This is a genomic window from Pseudomonas sp. BCA17, assembly GCF_004519405.1.
In the GTDB taxonomy this organism is placed as follows: domain Bacteria; phylum Pseudomonadota; class Gammaproteobacteria; order Pseudomonadales; family Pseudomonadaceae; genus Aquipseudomonas.
The window spans coordinates 1273991-1293442 of the sequence record NZ_SGWI01000001.1 but is presented as its reverse complement, the minus strand read 5'-3'; the positions used below and the strand labels follow the sequence as shown (position 1 = coordinate 1293442).

14 protein-coding genes and 2 pseudogenes are annotated in these 19452 nt (G+C 58.2%); 4 read left to right on the top strand and 12 right to left on the bottom strand.

All coding sequences use genetic code 11. The features are described from left to right. Positions 1–60: 60 nt before the first annotated feature. From EXW71_RS05875 to EXW71_RS05835, 9 genes are all read right to left on the bottom strand, one after another. Positions 61–2475 carry a TonB-dependent receptor gene (locus EXW71_RS05875; RefSeq protein ID WP_134656738.1) on the bottom strand — a complete coding sequence of 805 codons (2415 nt, stop codon included), beginning with the start codon at positions 2473–2475 and terminating at the stop codon, positions 61–63. Between the two features lie 96 nt (positions 2476–2571). Further along, positions 2572–3549, bottom strand: coding sequence for a FecR domain-containing protein (locus tag EXW71_RS05870; protein ID WP_134656737.1), 978 nt, complete (start codon positions 3547–3549; stop codon positions 2572–2574). Next, the gene (locus EXW71_RS05865; RefSeq protein WP_134656736.1) at positions 3550–4065 is read right to left on the bottom strand and encodes a sigma-70 family RNA polymerase sigma factor; all 516 of its coding nucleotides are present in this window, start codon (positions 4063–4065) and stop codon (positions 3550–3552) included. 91 nt (positions 4066–4156) lie between these two features. After that, positions 4157–5335, bottom strand: coding sequence for an aminotransferase class V-fold PLP-dependent enzyme (locus tag EXW71_RS05860; protein WP_134656735.1), 1179 nt, complete (start codon positions 5333–5335; stop codon positions 4157–4159). Positions 5336–5350: 15 nt separating this feature from the next. Continuing rightward, positions 5351–6592: an MFS transporter gene (locus tag EXW71_RS05855; RefSeq protein ID WP_134656734.1), complete on the bottom strand. Its 1242-nt coding sequence runs from the start codon at positions 6590–6592 to the stop codon at positions 5351–5353. 13 nt (positions 6593–6605) lie between these two features. Further along, positions 6606–8456 carry an IucA/IucC family siderophore biosynthesis protein gene (locus tag EXW71_RS05850; RefSeq protein ID WP_134656733.1) on the bottom strand — a complete coding sequence of 617 codons (1851 nt, stop codon included), beginning with the start codon at positions 8454–8456 and terminating at the stop codon, positions 6606–6608. Between the two features lie 36 nt (positions 8457–8492). Further along, a complete protein-coding gene (locus EXW71_RS05845; RefSeq protein ID WP_134656732.1) occupies positions 8493–9653 on the bottom strand; it encodes an NAD/NADP-dependent octopine/nopaline dehydrogenase family protein in 1161 nt (386 codons plus the stop codon). Positions 9654–9681: 28 nt separating this feature from the next. Further along, positions 9682–10725, bottom strand: a complete 1044-nt coding sequence (locus EXW71_RS05840; protein ID WP_134656731.1) for a PLP-dependent cysteine synthase family protein — start codon at positions 10723–10725, stop codon at positions 9682–9684. A 14-nt stretch (positions 10726–10739) separates the two neighbouring features. Continuing rightward, positions 10740–12134, bottom strand: a complete 1395-nt coding sequence (locus EXW71_RS05835; protein WP_134656730.1) for a Y4yA family PLP-dependent enzyme — start codon at positions 12132–12134, stop codon at positions 10740–10742. A 612-nt stretch (positions 12135–12746) separates the two neighbouring features. Here EXW71_RS05835 and EXW71_RS05830 point away from each other — a divergent pair. From EXW71_RS05830 to EXW71_RS05815, 4 genes are all read left to right on the top strand, one after another. Next, the gene (locus EXW71_RS05830; RefSeq protein WP_134656729.1) at positions 12747–13637 is read left to right on the top strand and encodes a CoA ester lyase; all 891 of its coding nucleotides are present in this window, start codon (positions 12747–12749) and stop codon (positions 13635–13637) included. 27 nt (positions 13638–13664) lie between these two features. Then, on the top strand, positions 13665–14066 hold the full coding sequence (locus EXW71_RS05825) for a ParB N-terminal domain-containing protein (protein ID WP_134656728.1): 402 nt from the start codon (positions 13665–13667) through the stop codon (positions 14064–14066). Between the two features lie 109 nt (positions 14067–14175). Next, on the top strand, positions 14176–16392 hold the full coding sequence (locus EXW71_RS05820; protein ID WP_134656727.1) for a TonB-dependent siderophore receptor: 2217 nt from the start codon (positions 14176–14178) through the stop codon (positions 16390–16392). A 70-nt stretch (positions 16393–16462) separates the two neighbouring features. Beyond that, positions 16463–16837, top strand: coding sequence for a fe2+ zn2+ uptake regulation protein (locus EXW71_RS05815; RefSeq protein WP_134656726.1), 375 nt, complete (start codon positions 16463–16465; stop codon positions 16835–16837). Positions 16838–17153: 316 nt separating this feature from the next. Here the strand turns inward: EXW71_RS05815 and EXW71_RS05810 are convergent, their stop codons facing one another. From EXW71_RS05810 to EXW71_RS29355, 3 genes and pseudogenes are all read right to left on the bottom strand, one after another. Next, positions 17154–17684: a GAF domain-containing protein gene (locus EXW71_RS05810; protein WP_134656725.1), complete on the bottom strand. Its 531-nt coding sequence runs from the start codon at positions 17682–17684 to the stop codon at positions 17154–17156. A gap of 85 nt (positions 17685–17769) precedes the next feature. After that, positions 17770–18366, bottom strand: a pseudogene (locus EXW71_RS29360) (methyl-accepting chemotaxis protein); the annotation flags it as partial. Positions 18367–18627: 261 nt separating this feature from the next. Next, a pseudogene (locus EXW71_RS29355) lies at positions 18628–19395 on the bottom strand (MCP four helix bundle domain-containing protein); the annotation flags it as partial. Positions 19396–19452: the final 57 nt, after the last annotated feature.

Below are 19452 nucleotides of genomic sequence, written 5' to 3'. Positions count from 1 at the left end.
TCAAAGCCTTTGCAATGGTCAGTTCGGTCAACGGTTCACACCGTGCTCCGGCTGAACGTTTCAGAAATCGACAGTCGCCGACAGTAATAAGGTGCGCGGTGAGCCTTGCGAGAACGCGCCATAAGAGGCGACGCCTGACCAGTACGCGTGGTCGAACACGTTCTGCACCGTGGCGCGAAACGTAGTGGGTCGATCATCGATGCGTGTGGTGTAGCGTGCGCCAATATCAAAGCGGGTCCAGTCATCGAGCTTTTGCGTATTGGCCTGATTTACGTACTGGCTGCCGGTATGGATTGCGCCCCCCGTGAGTGTCAGGCCTTCGAGCCATGGTGTGTCCCATTCGGCCCAGAGGTTGGCCTGGATTTCGGGCACGCCGACCGGTTTATTGCCGCGGTTGGCGGCTACCCCGGACCGGGTCAGTTCGGCATTGAGCAAGGTCACACCGCCGAGCAGGCGAGTGCCCGGCGTGACTTCGCCAAACACGTTCAGCTCTAGCCCACGGTTGCGTTGTTCGCCTTGTACCGAGAACACACCGGAGGCCAGTTCGCCGCTGGGCTTGGTGATCTGAAACAGGCTGATGGTGGACGTAAACGTGCCGTAGTCGGCCTTGATCCCGAGTTCGTGCTGGCGGGAAATATAGGGGGCAAAGATCTCGCCGGCGTTGGACGCGGTGGAGGGGGCGATGTCGCCCTTGCTGAGCCCTTCGAGGTAGTTGTAGTAGAGCGAAACGTGATCCCAGGGTTTGACTACGACACCGAACAGCGGCGTCGTTCGGCCGTCGTCGTAAGACGTAGTGACCACGCCAGCGGCGTTGTAATTGTCGGATTTGATGCTCTGTTTGCGTACGCCGAGGGTCACCTGGACACGGTCATCGAGTGCCGACAGGGTGTCCGCCAACGCCACACCGGTCAGCTCGCTTTCCGACACTTTCGGTGTGTCCGGCTTGGGAATGTAAGGCTTCGGCCGATCCACCGGGTGGTAGATATTGGACAGGATCGGTGCGCCGGAAATAATCCCGCGCGACAACACATCGCGATAGCGACTGACCTGCACCGTGGTGCGGTGACTGATCGGCCCGGTGTCAAAGCGCAGCCGCGCACCGGCATCGACGGTGTAACGCTCGACTTCGAATTTGTAATAGCCGGGGATCGAAGAGGTATCGCCCGCCGAATTGATGAGGGTCGGCGTCTGGTCGGACATCCGCGCGACATCCGATTTGCCGCCACCGGCGTGAGCGAACACGGTCAACGCGTCGCTGAGGTCGTATTCGCCACTGAGCAGCGCCGACTTGTCACGGGTTTGCGACCAGCCCCAATCCTGGCTGACGTTGCGGCGGCCGTTGGCGGCGGAAGGAATGTCCACGCCCGAAGCAATGAGAAATGGCCGTGAGGCAGCGTCGAAGCTTTCTTTCTGGCTAAGCCAGTCGAAGGTCGTGCGCAGGCGTTCGCCCTGATAGTCGAGGGAAATTGCACCGATATCGACATACCGCGATTGATCGTCGATCACCGTGTCGCCCAGTTGCGTACTGCCATTGATGCGGACGCCGAAGCGGCGTTCTTCGCCGAAACGCCGACTGACATCGAGGTGCCCGCCGAGTTGCGAATCCATGGCGTAACTGGCGGTGAAACGCGACAAGTCTTCATCGAGCGAGCGCTTGGGTACCACGTTGATCACGCCGCCGACCGCATTGTTCGGTGACATGCCATAGAGCAGGGCGCCGGGGCCTTTGACCAGTTCGATGCGCTCGGCGTATTCGGTAAACACCCGATAGTTGGGTGCCACGCCGTAAACGCCGTCGAAGGCCAGTTCGCCAAGGTTGCCTTCGCCAACGGGAAAGCCACGGATAAAGAACGAGTCGACAATTCCCCCGGCCTGGCCGGTGGAGCGTACCGAAGAGTCACGTTCCAGCACATCGCCAACGGTGACGGCCTGTTGATCCTTGATCAGCGCCGAGGTGTAAGTGCTGACGCTGAATGGCGCGTCCATCACATCGGTATTGCCCAGGATCCCAAGGCGTCCGCCATTGGCGACCTGGCCACCGGCGTACACCTCTGGCAGGGCATCGGTGCGTTTGTCGGTGCCGATCACGGCAGTTTCATCCAGCGTCACCCGGCGCTGCACCAGCGTGTAGCTGCCGTCGCTGCGCAACACCATGTCCAGGCCACTGCCGGTCAGCAAGCGATTGACCGCTTCCTGCGTCGAGAACTTGCCGATCAGCGCAGGACTGTTCAGACCCTCGGTCAGCGCTGGCTCGAACGACAGCGCGATACCGGAGTCCACGGCAAAACTCGACAGGGTCGTGCCCAACGGCCCGGCAGGAATGTTGTAGGCACGCACCGCAACAGTGTCCAGTTGCACAGGCACGGCGGCCAAGGCAAACGGGCAAACCACACCGATCAGGACAAGGCTTAACAACGCACTGCGAACAACTGGTTTGAACTGACGATCCGGGCGCAGGAGGCGTGCAGCAAGCATGGATGAATGAGCCTATAAACAGGACGGAAAGGTGCTTCTCCCCAATAGCCAGTCGAAACCAGAAAAAGTATCAGCCCGAGGCGAATATTTTTTCCCTCAGGCGGGGGAAAGCATGACCCAGTAGCCATTCAGGTGGCCGCTGACGAGGATCGGGTAGGTTTGCGCCAGCATGTTCAAGGTGCGCTGGCTGTCGCTGATCGGGTAGGCGCCGGAAATGCGCAGATCGGCGATTGCCGGATCGAGGCGTACGAAACCGCGGCGATAGCGCGTAAGTTCGTCGACGAAATCGGCCAGGCGCATTTTGTCAGCCATCAGCATGCCTTGGCTCCAGGCGCCGACGTAGCGGTCGGCAGTGCTGACCTGGCCAAAGGTGTCGGAAGAGAAGTCGGTGCGTTGACCGGCGTTGACGATCAGCGGAGTGCGCTGGCGATTGTCCGCGAGTTCGACTTTCACCGCGCCTTCCAGCACGGCGAGGTGCGTGCGTGGTTGCAACTCTCGAACCGTGAAGCGCGTGCCCAGCGCCTGCATGCGGCCCTTACGGGTGCTGACCAGAAAGGGGCGGGCCAGCGGTGAAGTATCCGCTGCGGTCTGGACCAGTATTTCGCCTTCACGCAGATGGATGAGGCGTTGATTGGTGTCGAACAGCACGTCGATGGCAGAGTCGGTGTTCAAGGTGATTTTCGAACCGTCGGCCAGGGTCAGCTCGCGTTGCTGGCCAACGGCCGTGCGATAGTCGGCTGACCATTGCTGGGTTTCTGCCAGCTTCCAGCTGCCCCAGCCGGCCGGCAGGATGGCCAGAATCATCGCCAGTTTGCCGAGTGCTGCGCGCCGTTCAGGGCTGCTTGGACGATCAAGTGCCGACATTGCCAGTGAAGGAGGCAAGCCACCTAGCTTGGTCTGCAGCAACTGCGCGCGCGCCCAGGCGCGACCGCGCTCGGGGCTGCTGGTTTTCCAGTATTCCCATTCGCCGCGCTCGCTGTCGCTGAGTTCGCCGTCACTCATGCGGATCAACCAGTCGGCGGCTTCTTCCAGGGCCTGGTGATCGAGGTGCGGCTCATGGCGGCGGCTGAGCATTCACTCCACCAGCAACAGGCACTGCACGAAGGCTTGCTTCATGTAGCGTTTGACGGTGATCAGTGAAACACCCAATTGCTCGGCGATGTCGTCGTATTTAAGGCCGCTGATCTGTGACAGCAGGAACGCGCGTTTGACCAGCGGCGGCAGGGCGTCAAGCATCGTGTCGATTTCGTGCAGGGTTTCCAGCACCATGAAACGCAGTTCCGGCGAAGGCACTTCCGGCGCCGGTACATGGGCGAGGGCGTCCAGGTAAGCGCGCTCCAGCGCCTTGCGCTGATACCAGTTGACCAGAATGCCCTTGGCCACGCAGCTCAGATACGCGCGCGGCTGCTCAATGACGGTGACTTGCGAGGCGAGGATTCGGGTGAAGGTGTCCTGCGTCAGATCCGCCGCATCCATGGCGTTACCCAGTTTTTTTCTCAGCGTCGCGTACAGCCAGCCGTGATGGCCGCTGTACAGGGCTTCGATCGCGCGCAGGTGCTTGTCGTTATTCGCGGGAAGGGTTTCGCTCATGGCTGCAAATTTTCATGCAATTGAGAAGTATTCCCAATGCTAGTTTACAAAGCCGCTGGGACGCAAGCACCGATTGATGTCCGCTTCAGACTCACGACAGACGACTCAGCGCAGCAATCATCGTGTCGATTTCCGCCTCGGTGTTGTACGCATGCACCGAGGCACGGCTGACTTCCAGCAATTCCCTGTGTTGCATGTCGAGCAGGGTCGAGCGGAACGTCGAGGTGCTGACGTTGACGGGTTTTTCCTGGCCGGCCAGCCACTGTTGAACCTGCGCGGCGCTGTGGTTTTGATGGGTGAACGTGACGATACCGGACTTCTGCCTCCCCAGATCCTGTGGCGTGACGCCGGAAAGCTCTGCCAGTCGTTGGCGCAGGTAACCGGCCAATTGTTGAATCCGCAACCACATCGGTTCGATACCTTGCGCCAGCGCGTATTCCACCGCCGCACCGAGGCCCAGCTTGGCGGCGACGTTGCATTCCCAGTTCTCGAAACGCCGGGCGTCGGCGCGGATGGTGAACGTGTCGGCGCTCTGCAGCGCGGCGGCATGCAAGTCGAGAAACGCCGGCTCGAGGTTCTGACACAGGGCTTTTTCGACATACAAGAATCCCATCCCGCGAGGCCCGCGCAGGTATTTGCGGCTGGTGGCGGCGAGCATGTGGCAGCCGATCTTCTGCACGTCGATCGGCATCTGCCCGACACCCTGGCAAGCGTCGAGCAGAAACAGCACGCCGGCCGCACGGGCGAGGGCGCCAATCTGCTCGATGGGCTGCACCGGGCCGCCATTGGTGGCGATCACCGGCAGCGAGACCAGCGCGACCCGTTCATCGTGAAGTAACTCTCTAAGTGCCGATAACGAAACCTGCCCGTGCTCATCATTAGGGATGAGCCGAATCTCGATGCCACGCCGCTGCTTCATTTGCAGATAGGGAATGTAATTGCCCGCGTACTCGGTGGTCGACGTCAGCACCACATCACCGGGTTGCAACGGCAAGGAGTAGAACGCCATGTCCCAGGCGCGGGTCGCGTTTTCGATCACCGCGATTTCGTCAGGCTCGGCATTGATCAAACGCCCGATGGCGCCATAGACGTTCTCCACCTGGGCCGACTGCTGCGCGGCCGCCTCATAGCCGCCCAGACTAGCCTCAAGCTGAATATGACGGGTCATCGCGGAGATCACCGACGAAGGCATCAGCGCGGCGCCAGCGTTGTTGAAGTGGATCAGGTGCGCGACGGCGGGGGTGTCGGCGCGCAGTTGTTCAATATTCAAAGCCAGACTCCTTGATCAATCCCCGGGCGGGGCAGGGCTTGCTTGCATCACTGCTGGCCAGTAGCGCAGCGCGACAATCGGGATCAGCGCGACGACGTAGGCCAGACACACAAACAGATAGGTGTACTGCAAGCCGTAGACCTGACTGAGCAAGCCGCCAGCCGATATCCCCGCAATCGAGGCGAATTGCGCGGTGCCCTGAGCGATCCCCAACACATGGCCTTGCTGCGAGCTGTCAGCGGTTTTCGAGATCAGCGCCATCAGCACCGGCGTTGTTGCACCGAGCAGTACGCCCCAGATGAAATAGGCGATCACGAACACCAACGGGTTACGGGTTACGCCGGCCACCGCAGTGAGGACGATGCAGCCGATCACCACGTAGGTCATGCGCTGCAAAGTGTCCTGCTGGCCACGGTGTTCGAAGTAGCGCGACCAGGCCGTGGCCGACAGAATGAAGCCCAGCGCCAGCAAGCCATAGCAGAGGCCGACCACCGAATTGCTGACCTCGAACACCGAGCTGACATACAGCGAGAACGAGGTCTGCGGCAGCATCCGCGCCAGCAACAGAATGCCCATCACGCCCAGCAGCGACAACAACGGCGAACCTTGCCAGAGGCTGGCGGAACGCGCCGGCGCGGTCTTGTCCACGACCACGGTTTTTTTCACCGGCGGCACGTCCGGCAAGGTCACGGCGGCGATCACGGTACACACAGCACACAACGCCGAAGCGATGATATTGATCCAGAAGAACGTCGCGTAATCGAGGATCAAGCCACCGACCACCGCACCCAGCAGCGAGCCGACGTTGGTAGAAATTTGCAGAATGGCGAACAGCCGTGCTCGTCGCGACGGCGCTTCGATACTGACGCCATAGGCCTGTGCCGGGGCGATATAGCCGGCAAACGCGCCTTGCAGGAAACGCAGGACCAGAATCACCCAGATGTCACTGAACAGGGCCAGCCCAAGCTGGGTCAATGACAGGCCGGCGAGGGCACGGATCATCATCAACTTGTGGCCGTAGCGATCGCCGATGCGGCCCCAGAATGCACTGGTCAGAATAATGCCCAGCATCGGCCCGACGTACACGGCGATGCTGGCGAAGCTGAAAAGCGACTCTGACGTCGTCAGCCCACGCAGGTGGACAGGCCAGAACGGCCCGCTCATTTCCATCGCGCCCATCGATACCAACTGGATCGCAAATAGAAGATAAATCAGGATTCTTACTCTCGAACCCTGGATGGCACCTGCATGGGACATGAGTCAGCCTCGGTTAAACGCTAGCGAGCGGGTTGGTCAGTGTGTGTTGCAAACGATAGTTGCTGTACTGCATCAAGTGCATGCGCAACAACGAGCGCGTCGGCCATGGATCTTCGACGAACGCCTTGTGCTCGACTTCCCACACGTCTGCCGCGACACGGTCGCGCACGGCTTCGAAGGCGAGGTCGGTTTCCTCGCGCAACACCTGCCAGAGCCGCGTGTTGTTCAAGCCGTACTCCTTGGTCAGCCACAGGGCGATCTCATGCAGGTGCGTGAGGAACGCCGCGTCGAGCACAAACATGCGCACCGGCTCGATATCACCCGAGAACACCGTCGGCAGAATACCCGGTTGCACATGCGGTTGCAGGCTGTAGCCGCGTCCTTCCAGCAAGGGCGCGTACGTGCGGCCATCGCCAAAATCGCGGATCAGCAAACTACGCGCCTTGCCGTCAGGGGAGAACAGCACCATGGTGTTTTGCTGATGGGCTTCGAGGCCGATGCCGTACATCAAGTAGATCGCCACCACCGGGTGGGTGACGACTTTGGCGTATTCGCGGAACCAGCTCTCGACCTGCGCGGCAGTGGCGAGCACGCCGTCGCGTTCGATCAGGTCGGTAAACAGCGGACGACCGTTGCCGGGCAAACGGGTGAACAACGCCGCCACAGTAATCGGCAGGCAATCATCCTGGCGTTGAAACGCGGGTGCACTGGCGCGATAGACCACGGACAAATGCCGCCCTGGATGATCGTCCTGAGTCACCGCGTTTTTGTAACGCACACCGATTTCTTCCGGGAATATTTCCAGGCGCTGATCGAAGCCATTTTCCGCTTCGAGAATCTTGCTGATCACCGTGCTGATGCGCGGCCCCATGTGAATCGACTTGGCTTGCAGACTGCGCAGTTCGCTGGTCATCCACACCGCGATCGGCAGTTTGATCAGCGGCGCGCAGTCATCCAGAACCGGCATCATCGTGCGATACGACATGGTCGGCAGGGTTGGCAGGTCCGGACCGTCAGTGATCAGAATGCCCTCGGCGATCTCCTGCGCGAAGGTTTCCAGCACATAGGCCTGCAAATGCCAACCGTGGATCGGCAAGGGCAGCCACTGGTTTTCGTTCAGCCCCTTGTTGTTCAGTGAGGCTTTCCATTGCTCCCACTGCGCCGGGAAGTTCTCGGCGAACCAGGTGCGGTAATCCATCACGTGCGGCATGCTTTCGGTTTTCGCGTTGTCGGCGCGCAGTGCGGCGATGCGTAGCGGCACCTGTGCATTGAACTCAGGTGAGAGTTGCTCGACTTCCTCATCGGTCAGGCCCGGGCGGGCTTTCCAGGTCGGGTAATACGGGTGGCCTTCCAGTGAACCCCACTGGTCGAGAAGAATCGCGGCGTCCTTGGTGTTGGCGTGTTGGCGCAGGTAGTCGGTGAAGCTGTCGAGCCCGGCATCCTTGCTGGCCTGCAGCAGTCGAGCGTTCCAGTGCTGGCGATGCTGACGGGCGTGGGCATCGTTGGTCAGGCTGTTTTCCATGTCGGCCTTGAGCCCGGCCAAGCCTTCGTCAGTTGGGGCGAAGTCGAAACTGTCACGCAGCACATCGAGCATGTCCTGATGACTGCTGATGAGCTGGCGCACGCCTTCATCGGTCACCAACATTACGTCACCGTCGTTGATCACGGTATCGGCCGGGCCTTTGGCGATATCGGAAAAGGCCAGGTGGGCGTGGCCGCCCTTGAGCGGGTAAGTGGCCTGGTTGCCCTCGGCGGAAAAGCGCAGGGCCGATCGGTCGAGGATGTTTTCCGCGAACAGGCAGCGCACCAGACGGCGCATGGCGTTTTTGCGGGAGTAGGCGATCAGTGTGTTGAAGTCATCCATATCAGCGGTCTGCTCGTCGAAAATTGAATAGAGAGATCAAGCGGCGGCGCTTGTCGTGTGCGGCCATTGGCTTGGGAAGTAATCGAGTGCCGAGTCGCGCAGGCCTTGCATATAGGCCACGCTCCACTGCAACACTTCCTCGATGTAAGGCACCTTGAGGTCGAAACGTTTGGCCATTTCCGCCAGCAGCACCAGACCGTAGGCGACGTCTTCGTTGAAGGCACGGCTTTCGCGCTCGATCACGTAACCGGCGCGGTTGTCGGCGGCCGGCACCATCGGCGCAAGGATGTTGTTGTAGGCCTGATTGGTGCGCAGTATCGAGAGCATGCTGCTCGGGTCGCGGATCTGCTCGCCGTAGGCTTCGACGATTTCCTGTTTCAGGGATTTCACCGAAGACAGGTCGATGCCCAGGCGCTGGCTGATCACTGCACACAGCGCCTGACTTTCCTGATCCATGCGTTCGAGGAAATAGGCGCCGAGTTCCGGGCACTCGGTCCACCAGCACATGGGTTGCGGGAAGATCTTGCGATGCCACTGGCCGTAGGGGCCGATCAGCCCGTAGATCACCGAGCTGTGCATGATCGGGTTGCCTGGCGTCAGCGTGATTTCCAGATAATGGTCGAGCATCGTCACGCAAGGGCCGTACAGTCTGATCAGTATTTTTTCCAACAGTTGGCGCGCTGTTTGCGGCTCCCGGGCGTGGGTCGCCACATACAACTGGCTTTTGCCACCGCCCATTTTGATCGAGCGTCCCGGGGTCAATTCGAACGCTGTGTGCGGCACATCCTTCATGCCCCAAATCACCACATTCGGCCGGTCGGGCAGGGTGGCTTCGGCCAGCCAGTCGAACCCGCAAAAGCCGGGAATGGCACCGATAAACACCGGTTTGCCGGTGGTCAAATGCGGTGCGATGTCCTTCAGGGTTTGCGGGCGGGCATGGGCCGGCACGGTGATGATGACGATGTCGGCATCTTCAACCGCTGCTTTGGCATCGCTGGTCACCCGATCCAGTCGGGCGCTCAGGGTCGAACCGTCGGGCAGCAACGCCTGCATCGGCGTCTGGCGGGCGTGTTGTTCGATGACCTCCTGATTATGGGTGTGCATCGAAACCTGGACATTCGGTAGCTGCTTGAACAGGATGGCGTTGAGATGGCCAGTCCTGCCGCCACCACAGATAGCGACTTTCAACAGATTCATCGAGAGGCGTTCCTGTGTGAAGGGGGGGTCATGCGACGCTCAGTTGCAGCGGCGCGGAAACGGTGTCCAGCCATTGGGTCTTGCCCAGCCAGGCGTCCAGTTGCGGGGCGATGCTCGGGTCGATCAGATCGCGCTCCTGCAGCCATTTGTCATCGAACACCGTGTGCAGGTATTTCTCGCCACCGTCGGCAATCGGCACCACGACGTTGCCGGTCAGCACGCCTTTGTGGATCAGCTCCAGTGCCTTGAAAATCGCACCACCGGTCGAGCCTCCGACCAGTAAGGCGAAGTTGCGCGCGATATAGCGGGCGGTTTCGAACGCCTGCGAGTCGGTGACTTGCACGCCAAGATCGATGCAGCTGTAGTCGAGCACCAGGCCCACGGTGTCACCGGCCGGCGTACCGGTGCCGGATTGGTAGTAGGGATAGCCGGGGTGACCGAAGACGATCGAACCGGCGGGTTCCACCGCGACGGTGACAGTGTCCGGGTTGTGCACTTTCAGGCCGCGCGCGATGCCGGTCATCGAGCCGCCGGTGCCGACACAACCGACGTAAGCGCCGACAGCGCCTTCAGCCTGGGCAATGGTTTCGCGGACGAAATCGCTGTAGCCGCCGGCATTGGCCGCATTGTCGGACTGGTTCATGAACACCGCGCCGGGAATCTCGCTGGCCAGCTCGGCTGCCATCTGTTGGCGCTCGACTACGGCCACTTCATCTTCGCGATAGGTGCCTTTGACGAAACGAATATCGGCCCCGAGGGCCTTCATCACGGCGATCTTGTCTTGCGCGGCGTGGTGATCGACCACGGCGATGAAATGCAGCCCGAACTCGACCGCAGCCATGGCCAGGCCAATTCCGGTATTGCCCGACGACGATTCGACAACGACACCGCCGGGTTTCAGGCGACCGGACTTGAGCGCCGCCAGCACCATATTGCGCGCCATGCGGTCTTTGATACTGCCGCCGGGATTGTTCTTTTCAATCTTCAATAACAAACGGGCACTGGTGTCCGGAACATCAATGCCCAACATAGGTGTATTACCGATAAGGTCCGAAACTTTTTTCAATATCATTTTAATTGGTCCCTTTAGTAGTCAGGTGAAAACGCATAGTTACCTTCCGTACAACAGGTCGCCGTCAACCGCTGGGGCAGCGGATGACGATGAAACTCGTTTTCCAGCAAGTCCATCTGATAACCGGCGGTGTTGACGTAAATCAATAGGTCACCGCAGCGGGGTTGGTTTGCAAAGTTGATCAAGCGATAAGTGATGACGTCATCGTCGAGGCAACTATGCCCAGCGATATATGCCTGGGTTTGTGTAGGTGGATGTTGTCCTGTGCTGATCAGGATCGGATCAATCAGATATTCAGAGGCGAACCAGGTTTCGCAAGCACTGAAACTACTGCCCTCGACGAAAATGACGGTTTTATTATCGGCCAGCTTTTTTGTGCGCGTTACACGAAATATTGAAATCGCCGCTTGGTCCACCAGGCTTCGGCCCGGTTCCAGTGCCAGGGTTATATTTTGCTGAATCAAATAGTTGGCAATTGACAGACCCGGTGAATGTTCGGCTTCGAGTAATAACCTCAACCACTGTGGCGCTGTCAGTTCGCTGCCGTAAGGGTAATAAGCGGCGGGAACGGTCTGGTTGTAATAATGGCTCGGGTTATTATCATTTTGCAGGAACTGTGCGTAAGTCTCAGGCTCGACATAACGAATCGGCAAACCGCCGCCAATATCGATCATCTGCGGATTCAAGCAGATTTCCCTGGCTGCGTCGACGAACCCGGTGACTTCACGGAACGCTTGCGCACGGGATTCGAATCCATAGCCACCCAGATGGAAATGAAAGCCCTCGAAGTGAAAAAAGCGGGTGTGTTTCGTCAGCCGTTGCAGGCATTCGAGCATGTCTTGCGAACCCATCCCGAACCGGCTTTTCGCACTGCTTTTTGGCTTGTACCGCAGTAAAACTCGGACTTTTGCAGGGGGTGGCTGCGTTTCAATTACGCCATGCAGATGATCGAATTCCTCCAGCGAGTCCACGCAAATGAGTGAGCCGGCGCCGATCAGCGCTTGATGGAATACCGCCGTTTTCGCCGGTCCCGTGGCGCAGATTTTTCTGCCGGGCGTACCTGCGCGCAGCGCGGCCTGCAACTCATGGACGCTCGATACATCGACACCGATCCCCGAACTTGCCGCTGCGCTGAGCATGCTTTGCGACTTGTTGGCCTTGGCCCCGTAGAAAATGGCATGGGGCACGTTGTACTGCTTTAACACCGTCAGCAAGGCCTGCGTATTTAATTCAAATGCATGGGGCCAGACCAGATTCAACGGCGATCCATGCTGTTCTACAAGATCCGCAAGTGTCGTCGGGAAGTTGTTGATAAACGTGGCAATAACCGGGTCAATCAGTGGCTTTAATAGCTCCGGATGATGGACTTTGTTTTGCAATACGACCAGCAGCGTATTTGTTTTAGGCATAGTTGGCCCCTGGCGTTGGAAGTGACCTCGCCATTGATATTTCAATAACTAAACGTTATCGATTTTTTAATGTGTTAGCTCGTCAGAAACGAGGTTGTAAATGGCTCGGAGGTGGATGCCAGACAAAATTCGATGCTGATTCAGAAACGCAAGTCTTCATAAATGGTTCACAAATCAATTGCATGAGAACCCCATTCCATAAGGTTTGCACGGATGTATGAGCTGACCGGTAGTTATAGGTCAGCGCCCTGTAAATGCCCGTGGTTGATGTTTAAGTGACATCACTGAAAGGTACTTACCGAGATACGAATGTCTTGCTTTGAAGCGAGGATAGTTCCTCTTGGCGGGGTGAACAATATTGCGAACAGGAACGATTATCAAGTAAGGTTTTCAAATATTTTTGAATAAACACCTGCTCCAGGCGAATCCATGAACGTGCATTTACACGCTCAAGGACTCGTTCGTCCCGAGATTAAAAAGTCTCTTAATTGCTTGATCAATAAGGCGTTAAAGGCTGTTGCAACAAGCCCCGCAATAGCAGGCAAATCCGCCGTTCAAGGGGCCTGAAAATTTTCACAAACCACGACTGGTTCACGTCATAGGAGCAACGCCATGCAATCCGATCGACTCAACCGCAAAGCCCCACTCGCGATCAGCTACCTGTTCGTGCCGGGCAATCGCCCCGAGCGCTTTTCCAAAGCCTGCGCAGCGGGGCCGGACGCAATTATTCTCGACCTTGAGGATGCCGTTCATCCGGACAGCAAAGCCGCTGCCCGCACCGCCATCCGGGTATGGCAGGAGGGTACGCCGAGTGTTGCCTGCGAGCGGTACATCCGCCTGAACAGCGTCAGCAGCGCGCTGTTTGTCGAGGATCTGAATTGGCTCAGCGACCTGCGCTATCCCGAGCGATGCGACGGGATTTTCTTGCCCAAGGCTGAATGTTCCGAGGCACTGGCGCGCGTCGTCGAGCGTTTGCTGGAATGGCAACCGACGCTTGCGATCGTCGCCATCATCGAGACCGCCAAAGGTTTGCAGCAGATCGAGTCGATCGCTGCGATTCCGGGCTTGGCGCGGTTGGCGTTCGGTTCGCTGGATTTCTCGCTCGATATCAGTTGCAGCCAAGTGCCGGAGGCGTTTCTGTTCGCCCGCAACCGCATCGTACTGGCTTCGCGCACGGCGGATTTACCGTCGCCGATCGATGGCGTGTCGCCGGCGATCGGCGACCTGGCGGCGGTCGCCAAGGACGCGCATTACGCCCGTTCGTTGGGGTTCGGCGCCAAGCTGTGTATCCATCCCGGCCAACTGGCCACGGTGCAGCGCGCGTTCCTGCCGGATTCACGCCAACTGGCATGGGCCGATCGGGTGATGAGAGCGGTTGCGAGCGGCAGCCATGCGGTGCAAGTGGACGGCGAGATGGTCGATTTGCCGCTGATCGAACACGCCCGGCGCCTGCTTGAAGTGGCCGGTCAGCATGCGCCCGTCGTCCGCGCCGACGCCTGCTGACATCCTCGGCGAATCAGGAGAACCCCCATGGACCACGGTTATCAGATTGCACTGCGGCCACTGTGTGAAGTGTTGCAGTCGGAGCAGGTCGACCCGGCCAACGTGACGTTGCTGCGCGAGTCGATTGTCCGCGCCGGGCATTGGCTGGAACCGATCATCGTCGAGCGTTCGCGCGGCATCGTGATGGACGGCAATCACCGTTTCACTGCGGCGTTGCAACTGGGTTTGAAACGGGTGCCGTGTATCCAGCTCGATTACACCGATCCGCGGGTGTGCGTGCGGCATTGGCAAACCGGGCAGGCGTTCGAGGTGGCGCGTATTTTCAGCACCATCGCTCGCGGTGAGATATTTCCGTACAAGACCACCCGGCACGCTTTTGACCCGGCGCTGCCGGTGGTCGCGATTCCGCTGGAACGCCTCTACGCCTGACCCTGTGCGGACCTCAGCAAAAAACTGTACTGCGGGTGATACTTTTTCGCGGGTCGACTGGCAATAGGAGTGATTACCATTTTCTCTCGATGAAAAGGATCCTCAAGTCATGCCTGTTGTCAGTCGTCCTTGCGGTGAGCGGGTGTTAACACTCGCTGTGCGTACCGCCATGCTGAATTTCGTTTTGGTCGCGGGAAGCGCCAACGCTTGGGCCGCCAACGCCGAGCAACCAGGCGTCGTCGCGGACCAGACCGCGAACGCCGCTCCGGACGCGCTGATCCTCGACACCACCAACGTCAGTGCCCGTTACAACGGCGCGACGGCTTTACCGGACACCCTCGCCGGTGGTCAGGTTGCTCGCGGTGCCCGACTGGGCATGATGGGCAACAAAGATGTGATGGACACGCCATTCAGCGTCACCAGTTACACCGCCAAAACCCTCGCCGATCTGCAAACCGTGACCGTCGCCGATGCGCTGGAGCGCGATCCCTCGGTGCGTTCGACCGGCCAGACTGGCGGTATCGTTGACTCGTTTTTCATTCGTGGCTTCCCGATTGGCGAAGGCAACCTCGGTGAATTGGCGTTCGACGGTGTCTATGGCGTCGCGCCGAATTATCGTGTGTTCACCGACTACGCCGAGCGAGTCGAGGTGCTCAAAGGCCCCGGCGCGCTGATGTACGGCATCTCGCCCAACAGCGGCGTCGGCGGTGTGATCAACATTGTGCCCAAACGTCCGCTGGATGAAGACCTGACCCGCTTCACCGGCACCTATGCCTCCGACTCTCAAGTCGGCGGGCATCTGGATCTGAGCCGGCGCTTCGGTTCGGAAAACCAGTTCGGCGTGCGTTTCAACGGCAACCTGCAAGGAGGTGATACGGCGATTGACGATCAACATCGCGATCTCGGTATCGGCGCCATTGCGCTGGATTACCGCGGCGAGCGCTTGCGCTTGAACCTCGATTACATCAGCCAGAAAGAAAGCTGGGAGGGCGCTTCGCGGCCCTTCACTATCGCGCCGGGGGTTGATGTGCCGTCCGCGCCTAACGGCCGCACCAACCTGTCGCAGGACTGGGGCTGGTCGGACACCAAAGAACAGTCGGCGTTGCTCGGCGGTGAATATGACCTGACGGATAACGTCACTGTGTTCGCTCATGCCGGCGGAGGTAAATCCGATGTCAAACGCCTGTCCGACCAGGTGCCGAGAATCCTCAACGACGCCGGTGACACCAGCAACATTCCCGGTTATTACAAATTCAACGTCGATCGCTCGACTGCCGATATCGGCCTGCGTGGTGTGTTTGACACCGGGCCGATCACCCACACCACCACGGTGATGGCGACCCGGTATCAGGATGAACTGTCGCGCGGCATCAACAACGGCACGGCCATCCTGTCGAATATCTACCACCCGATCGACAGGCCGCAGCAGTACATCAGTTCACCAAACGTGTTGCGCGTTTCCGAATCGGAGCTGTCCGGCGTGGCGTTGACCGACACGATGTCGATACTCGATGACCGCTTCCAGTTGACCCTCGGTGTACGGCGTCAGGACATCGAATCGCGTAACTACAGCGCCGCCGGTGCGGTCAGCTCGAAATATAAGGACAACGCCACAACTCCGCTGGTCGGTGTGGTGGTCAAGCCCTGGGAAGACGTTTCGCTCTACTACAATTATGTAGAAGGCTTGAGCAAGGGCGACATTGCCCCGGGCACGGCGGCCAACGCCGGAGAGACCTTCGCGCCGTACGAGTCGAAGCAGCATGAGATCGGCGTCAAATATGAACACGGCACGTTCATGACCACGCTGGCGTTGTTCCAGATCGAGAAACCCAGTGGCGAAGTCGCTGCCGACAACGTGTTCTCAGTGCAGGCTGAGCAACGTAATCGCGGTATCGAGTTGAGCATGTTCGGCGAAGTTGCACCGGGCACGCGATTGATGGGCGGTGTGACGCTACTCGACGGCGAGCTGACCGATTCGGCGACCAAGGCCAATCGCGGCAACAAACCGGTGGGCGTGCCGGACGTGCAGGCCAATCTCTGGGCCGAATGGGATACGCCATGGCTGGAGGGCTTTACCCTCACTGGCGGCGCAATCTATACCGACAGCCAGTACGTCAATCAGGCCAATACGCAGGAACTGAGCTCCTGGACCCGCTTTGATGCCGGCGCGCGTTATGCCACCAAAATCGAAGGCCGGCCGACGACGTTTCGGGCCACCGTGCAGAACGTGTTTGATCGTGAGTACTGGTCGGGCGTTGCTTCCTACGGTGCATTCTCCCCGGGTTATCCGCGGACCTTGCAGCTATCGGCCACCGTCGACTTCTGACGAATACGGGAAGGGTTGCTACGGCAGACGTAGCAACTCCATCTGAACATTTCGGAAAGGGAGTATTCGCATGCTGGACAACCAGGGATTTACCTCCACTGACAGGTGTCGTCCGTTTCAGGCCACGACCAGTCAACTCGCACTCGAATGTGATTACAGTACGAACCACCATATCCGCGAGATGCTGCGTGTTTACGGGTTGCGTACCAGTCTGTTTCGTTTGAAGGTGATCAATGCATTAGTCCTGGCTACGCAGGAGGAACGTTTGATCGGTGTGCAGGGCGTGCATGCTTATATAGAAGCGTCTTCTTCCGAACTGACGATTGTCAGTGTGCGGGAAGTACTCAAGCGTCTTGCCGAGGTGGGCGTCATCGCTTTTCAGTCGGACAGGAGTTACCGATTTACCACCAAAGCGTGGGGCATGCTAAAGCCACATCTTGGATAAACAGCCCTGGAAGCCCGGCCGTCAGTCGCCGTTCAACCAGAATGAAATGCACAGTCCGCTCTGTTGGGGGGCGGCGCGTCAGGTCGGTTATGACGGCCGTGCTGATCTGGGTAATACCATGGCCGTTGTGGCCGAACGTGCTTACCGCCACCAGCGTCATTGGCGTGGTTCATACGACCCTGCGAACCCAACTGGGCCCCACGCATACCCAAAAATTATCGCCATCACCGGTGAAGTTGAACAAGGACTGATTGCGCCGTGGGCATACCAGGCGTACGTCACTGCTATTCTTCGCTGACGTCTAAGTCCGTTGGTTCTACGCCACCTCACAAGGCTGTGTGGGCGCTTGATCAGCAGCAAGATTGGAGAAAAAAATACAGCCTATGAGCTTCGCAAATAACATCAAAGTTTCTTCCAGGTCAGGATCTTCAAATAACATTGAACGCGAGTCTAGTGCGCACAGAGCACCATAGAGTCGTCCGTCAGGAAGAAAGATGGGAGCACCTGCATAACTTTCTAATCCGTACCGCTTTACGACGCTGCGCTCTGAATATCTGCTATCGCTACTGATCGTTGGGATAAAAAGTGCTTGGGGGTTTCTTCTCAGCTCGCTGCAGAGCGTAATTTCCAGCTCTAGAATGTTTCCGATCTCTATACCCAGATGAGTGGGGTCGTGAACCGAGCAAACTATCCAGTCCGTTTCTGTGAATTTGGCAATACCGGCAAACCGCATCCCTGTAAGGCGCGTAACCAGCTGCAAAATAGCGCTTGTGGACTCAAGTTCAGCTATTGTCGAGCGTTCATCTGCGCTCAGCACAGAATGCAAGGCGGTCTCATGAGAAGCCATTTTTATCCTCTGCTATCTGTAGCTGAGCGGTTCACTGGAGGTTTTGTATCGGTGTTATGACTTGGCACCACACTGGGGCCTGCTGCTATGTCCTGAACCGGAGCACCAAGTCGTTCAAGTTGATTGCCAAACGCGACAACTCATTACTGGCAACCAGGGTCTGACGGGTGCCCTCAGTACTCTGAACGGCAAGGTCGCGAATGCTGATGAGGCTGCGATCAACGTCACGTGCTACGTGCGCTTGTTCCTCAGACGCGGTAGCGATCTGGATATTGCGGTCGTTGATTTCTAGAACGGAATCAATAATCTGGCGTAGTGAATTACCGGCTTGCTCCGCCGTATCTCGTGTGTTGTAGACCTCAGACGTACTTTTCTGCATCGATTCGACTGCGGCTGAAGAACCTGCCTGGATCGTAGATATCATCTGTTCAATTTCTTGAGTCGAAGTCTGGGTGCGGTGCGCCAAGGCCCGAACTTCGTCTGCTACGACTGCAAAACCACGACCTTGTTCTCCTGCACGGGCCGCCTCAATCGCCGCGTTCAACGCCAAGAGGTTCGTTTGCTCGGCAATCGCTCTAATCACGTTCAGAACTTTGGTGATGTCCTGGGCTTGGTCTGCGAGTTCTTTTACCTGTTCCGAGGAGACCTCGACCAGCCCTGTCAGCCCGCGCATTGCTGTCAGCGTTTCAGTCACTTTTTGATTGCCGAGGTCAGCTGCCAAGCTCGACTGCATCGCCGCCTCAGATGTGGAGTTGGCATTCCGGGCGACCTCTTCGACAGCAGCACTCATTTCGGTTACCGCTGTGGCTGCTTGCTCTATTTCGCTGTTCTGCTGTTGCAGGGTGCGATCAGCACTTTCTGTGATCGAGGTCATTTCAACGGCCGCAGTACTCAGTTGGGTAGAGGCCCCCGAGATTTCTAAAATTGTACTCCTGAGATTTTTCTGCATCAGATTGAGTGCATGCATCAAGCGCGAGGCTTCATCCGAACCTGTTACTTCCAGGTCGTGGGTGAGGTCGCCGGAGGCAATGTCTTCCGCCAACTTAAGCGAGGAAGTGATGGGGCTGACAATGCTGTTAGTGAACAGTGTCGCCAACACGATGGTTAAGATAAATGCCACGACCAGTACCGCAATCAGCACATTAACGCTATGCGTATAGACGTTTGCCGCGTCTTGGCCAGACATTACCGCCTGACGCGCATTCTGCTCTCGAAGAATGGTTAGCTGCTCTTGATAAGCAATGGCTCGTTGTGCCTGTTCTGTGTTGGCAAAGATGACAGCCTGGTCATGGTCAGACGAATCCAGGGCAAGTACTTTTTTGAGGCCGTCGATGTACACATTCAGGGCCTGATTGGTTTTCGCGAACTGGATTTCATCCTGCTGGCCGGATAGGAGGTGGTCGCGGTAAAACGCTGTCTTCGCTTGAAGTGTCTGTATAGCGTCTTCGACCAATGACAGCGATTTATCGTGCACATCCTTGGTCGTGCTCGAGAGCATGCGGATACTTTCAAGGCGAGCGTGAAGAAGGGCGATTTGAATATCGTCGATGACCTGGACGCTGGGTAGTGAGTTTTGCTCGATGTCCTGCTCTGCATTGCGCAGATGATCTATCTGCACATACGAGAAGCCTGCCAAGCTGATGAGTACGAGTGTGATTAACCCGAAGCAGACGAAAGCTCTGCGGGCGATATTCAAGGATCTTAATTTCATAGAGGCCTCCAGGGGCCAGGTTTGGTGGTGGGGTTTTCCCACATGCGAACATCGGCA

Excerpts from the sequence above, each read along its gene's own strand:
- EXW71_RS05870 (WP_134656737.1), bottom strand. The coding sequence starts at position 3,549 with ATGCTCAGCCGCCGCCATGAGCCGCACCTCGATCACCAGGCCCTGGAA.
- EXW71_RS05875 (WP_134656738.1), bottom strand. The coding sequence starts at position 2,475 with ATGCTTGCTGCACGCCTCCTGCGCCCGGATCGTCAGTTCAAACCAGTT.
- EXW71_RS05850 (WP_134656733.1), bottom strand. The coding sequence starts at position 8,456 with ATGGATGACTTCAACACACTGATCGCCTACTCCCGCAAAAACGCCATG.
- EXW71_RS05815 (WP_134656726.1), top strand. The coding sequence starts at position 16,463 with ATGCTGGACAACCAGGGATTTACCTCCACTGACAGGTGTCGTCCGTTT.
- EXW71_RS05840 (WP_134656731.1), bottom strand. The coding sequence starts at position 10,725 with ATGATATTGAAAAAAGTTTCGGACCTTATCGGTAATACACCTATGTTG.
- EXW71_RS05825 (WP_134656728.1), top strand. The coding sequence starts at position 13,665 with ATGGACCACGGTTATCAGATTGCACTGCGGCCACTGTGTGAAGTGTTG.
- EXW71_RS05865 (WP_134656736.1), bottom strand. The coding sequence starts at position 4,065 with ATGAGCGAAACCCTTCCCGCGAATAACGACAAGCACCTGCGCGCGATC.
- EXW71_RS05830 (WP_134656729.1), top strand. The coding sequence starts at position 12,747 with ATGCAATCCGATCGACTCAACCGCAAAGCCCCACTCGCGATCAGCTAC.
- EXW71_RS05810 (WP_134656725.1), bottom strand. The coding sequence starts at position 17,684 with ATGGCTTCTCATGAGACCGCCTTGCATTCTGTGCTGAGCGCAGATGAA.
- EXW71_RS05835 (WP_134656730.1), bottom strand. The coding sequence starts at position 12,134 with ATGCCTAAAACAAATACGCTGCTGGTCGTATTGCAAAACAAAGTCCAT.
- EXW71_RS05820 (WP_134656727.1), top strand. The coding sequence starts at position 14,176 with ATGCCTGTTGTCAGTCGTCCTTGCGGTGAGCGGGTGTTAACACTCGCT.
- EXW71_RS05845 (WP_134656732.1), bottom strand. The coding sequence starts at position 9,653 with ATGAATCTGTTGAAAGTCGCTATCTGTGGTGGCGGCAGGACTGGCCAT.
- EXW71_RS05855 (WP_134656734.1), bottom strand. The coding sequence starts at position 6,592 with ATGTCCCATGCAGGTGCCATCCAGGGTTCGAGAGTAAGAATCCTGATT.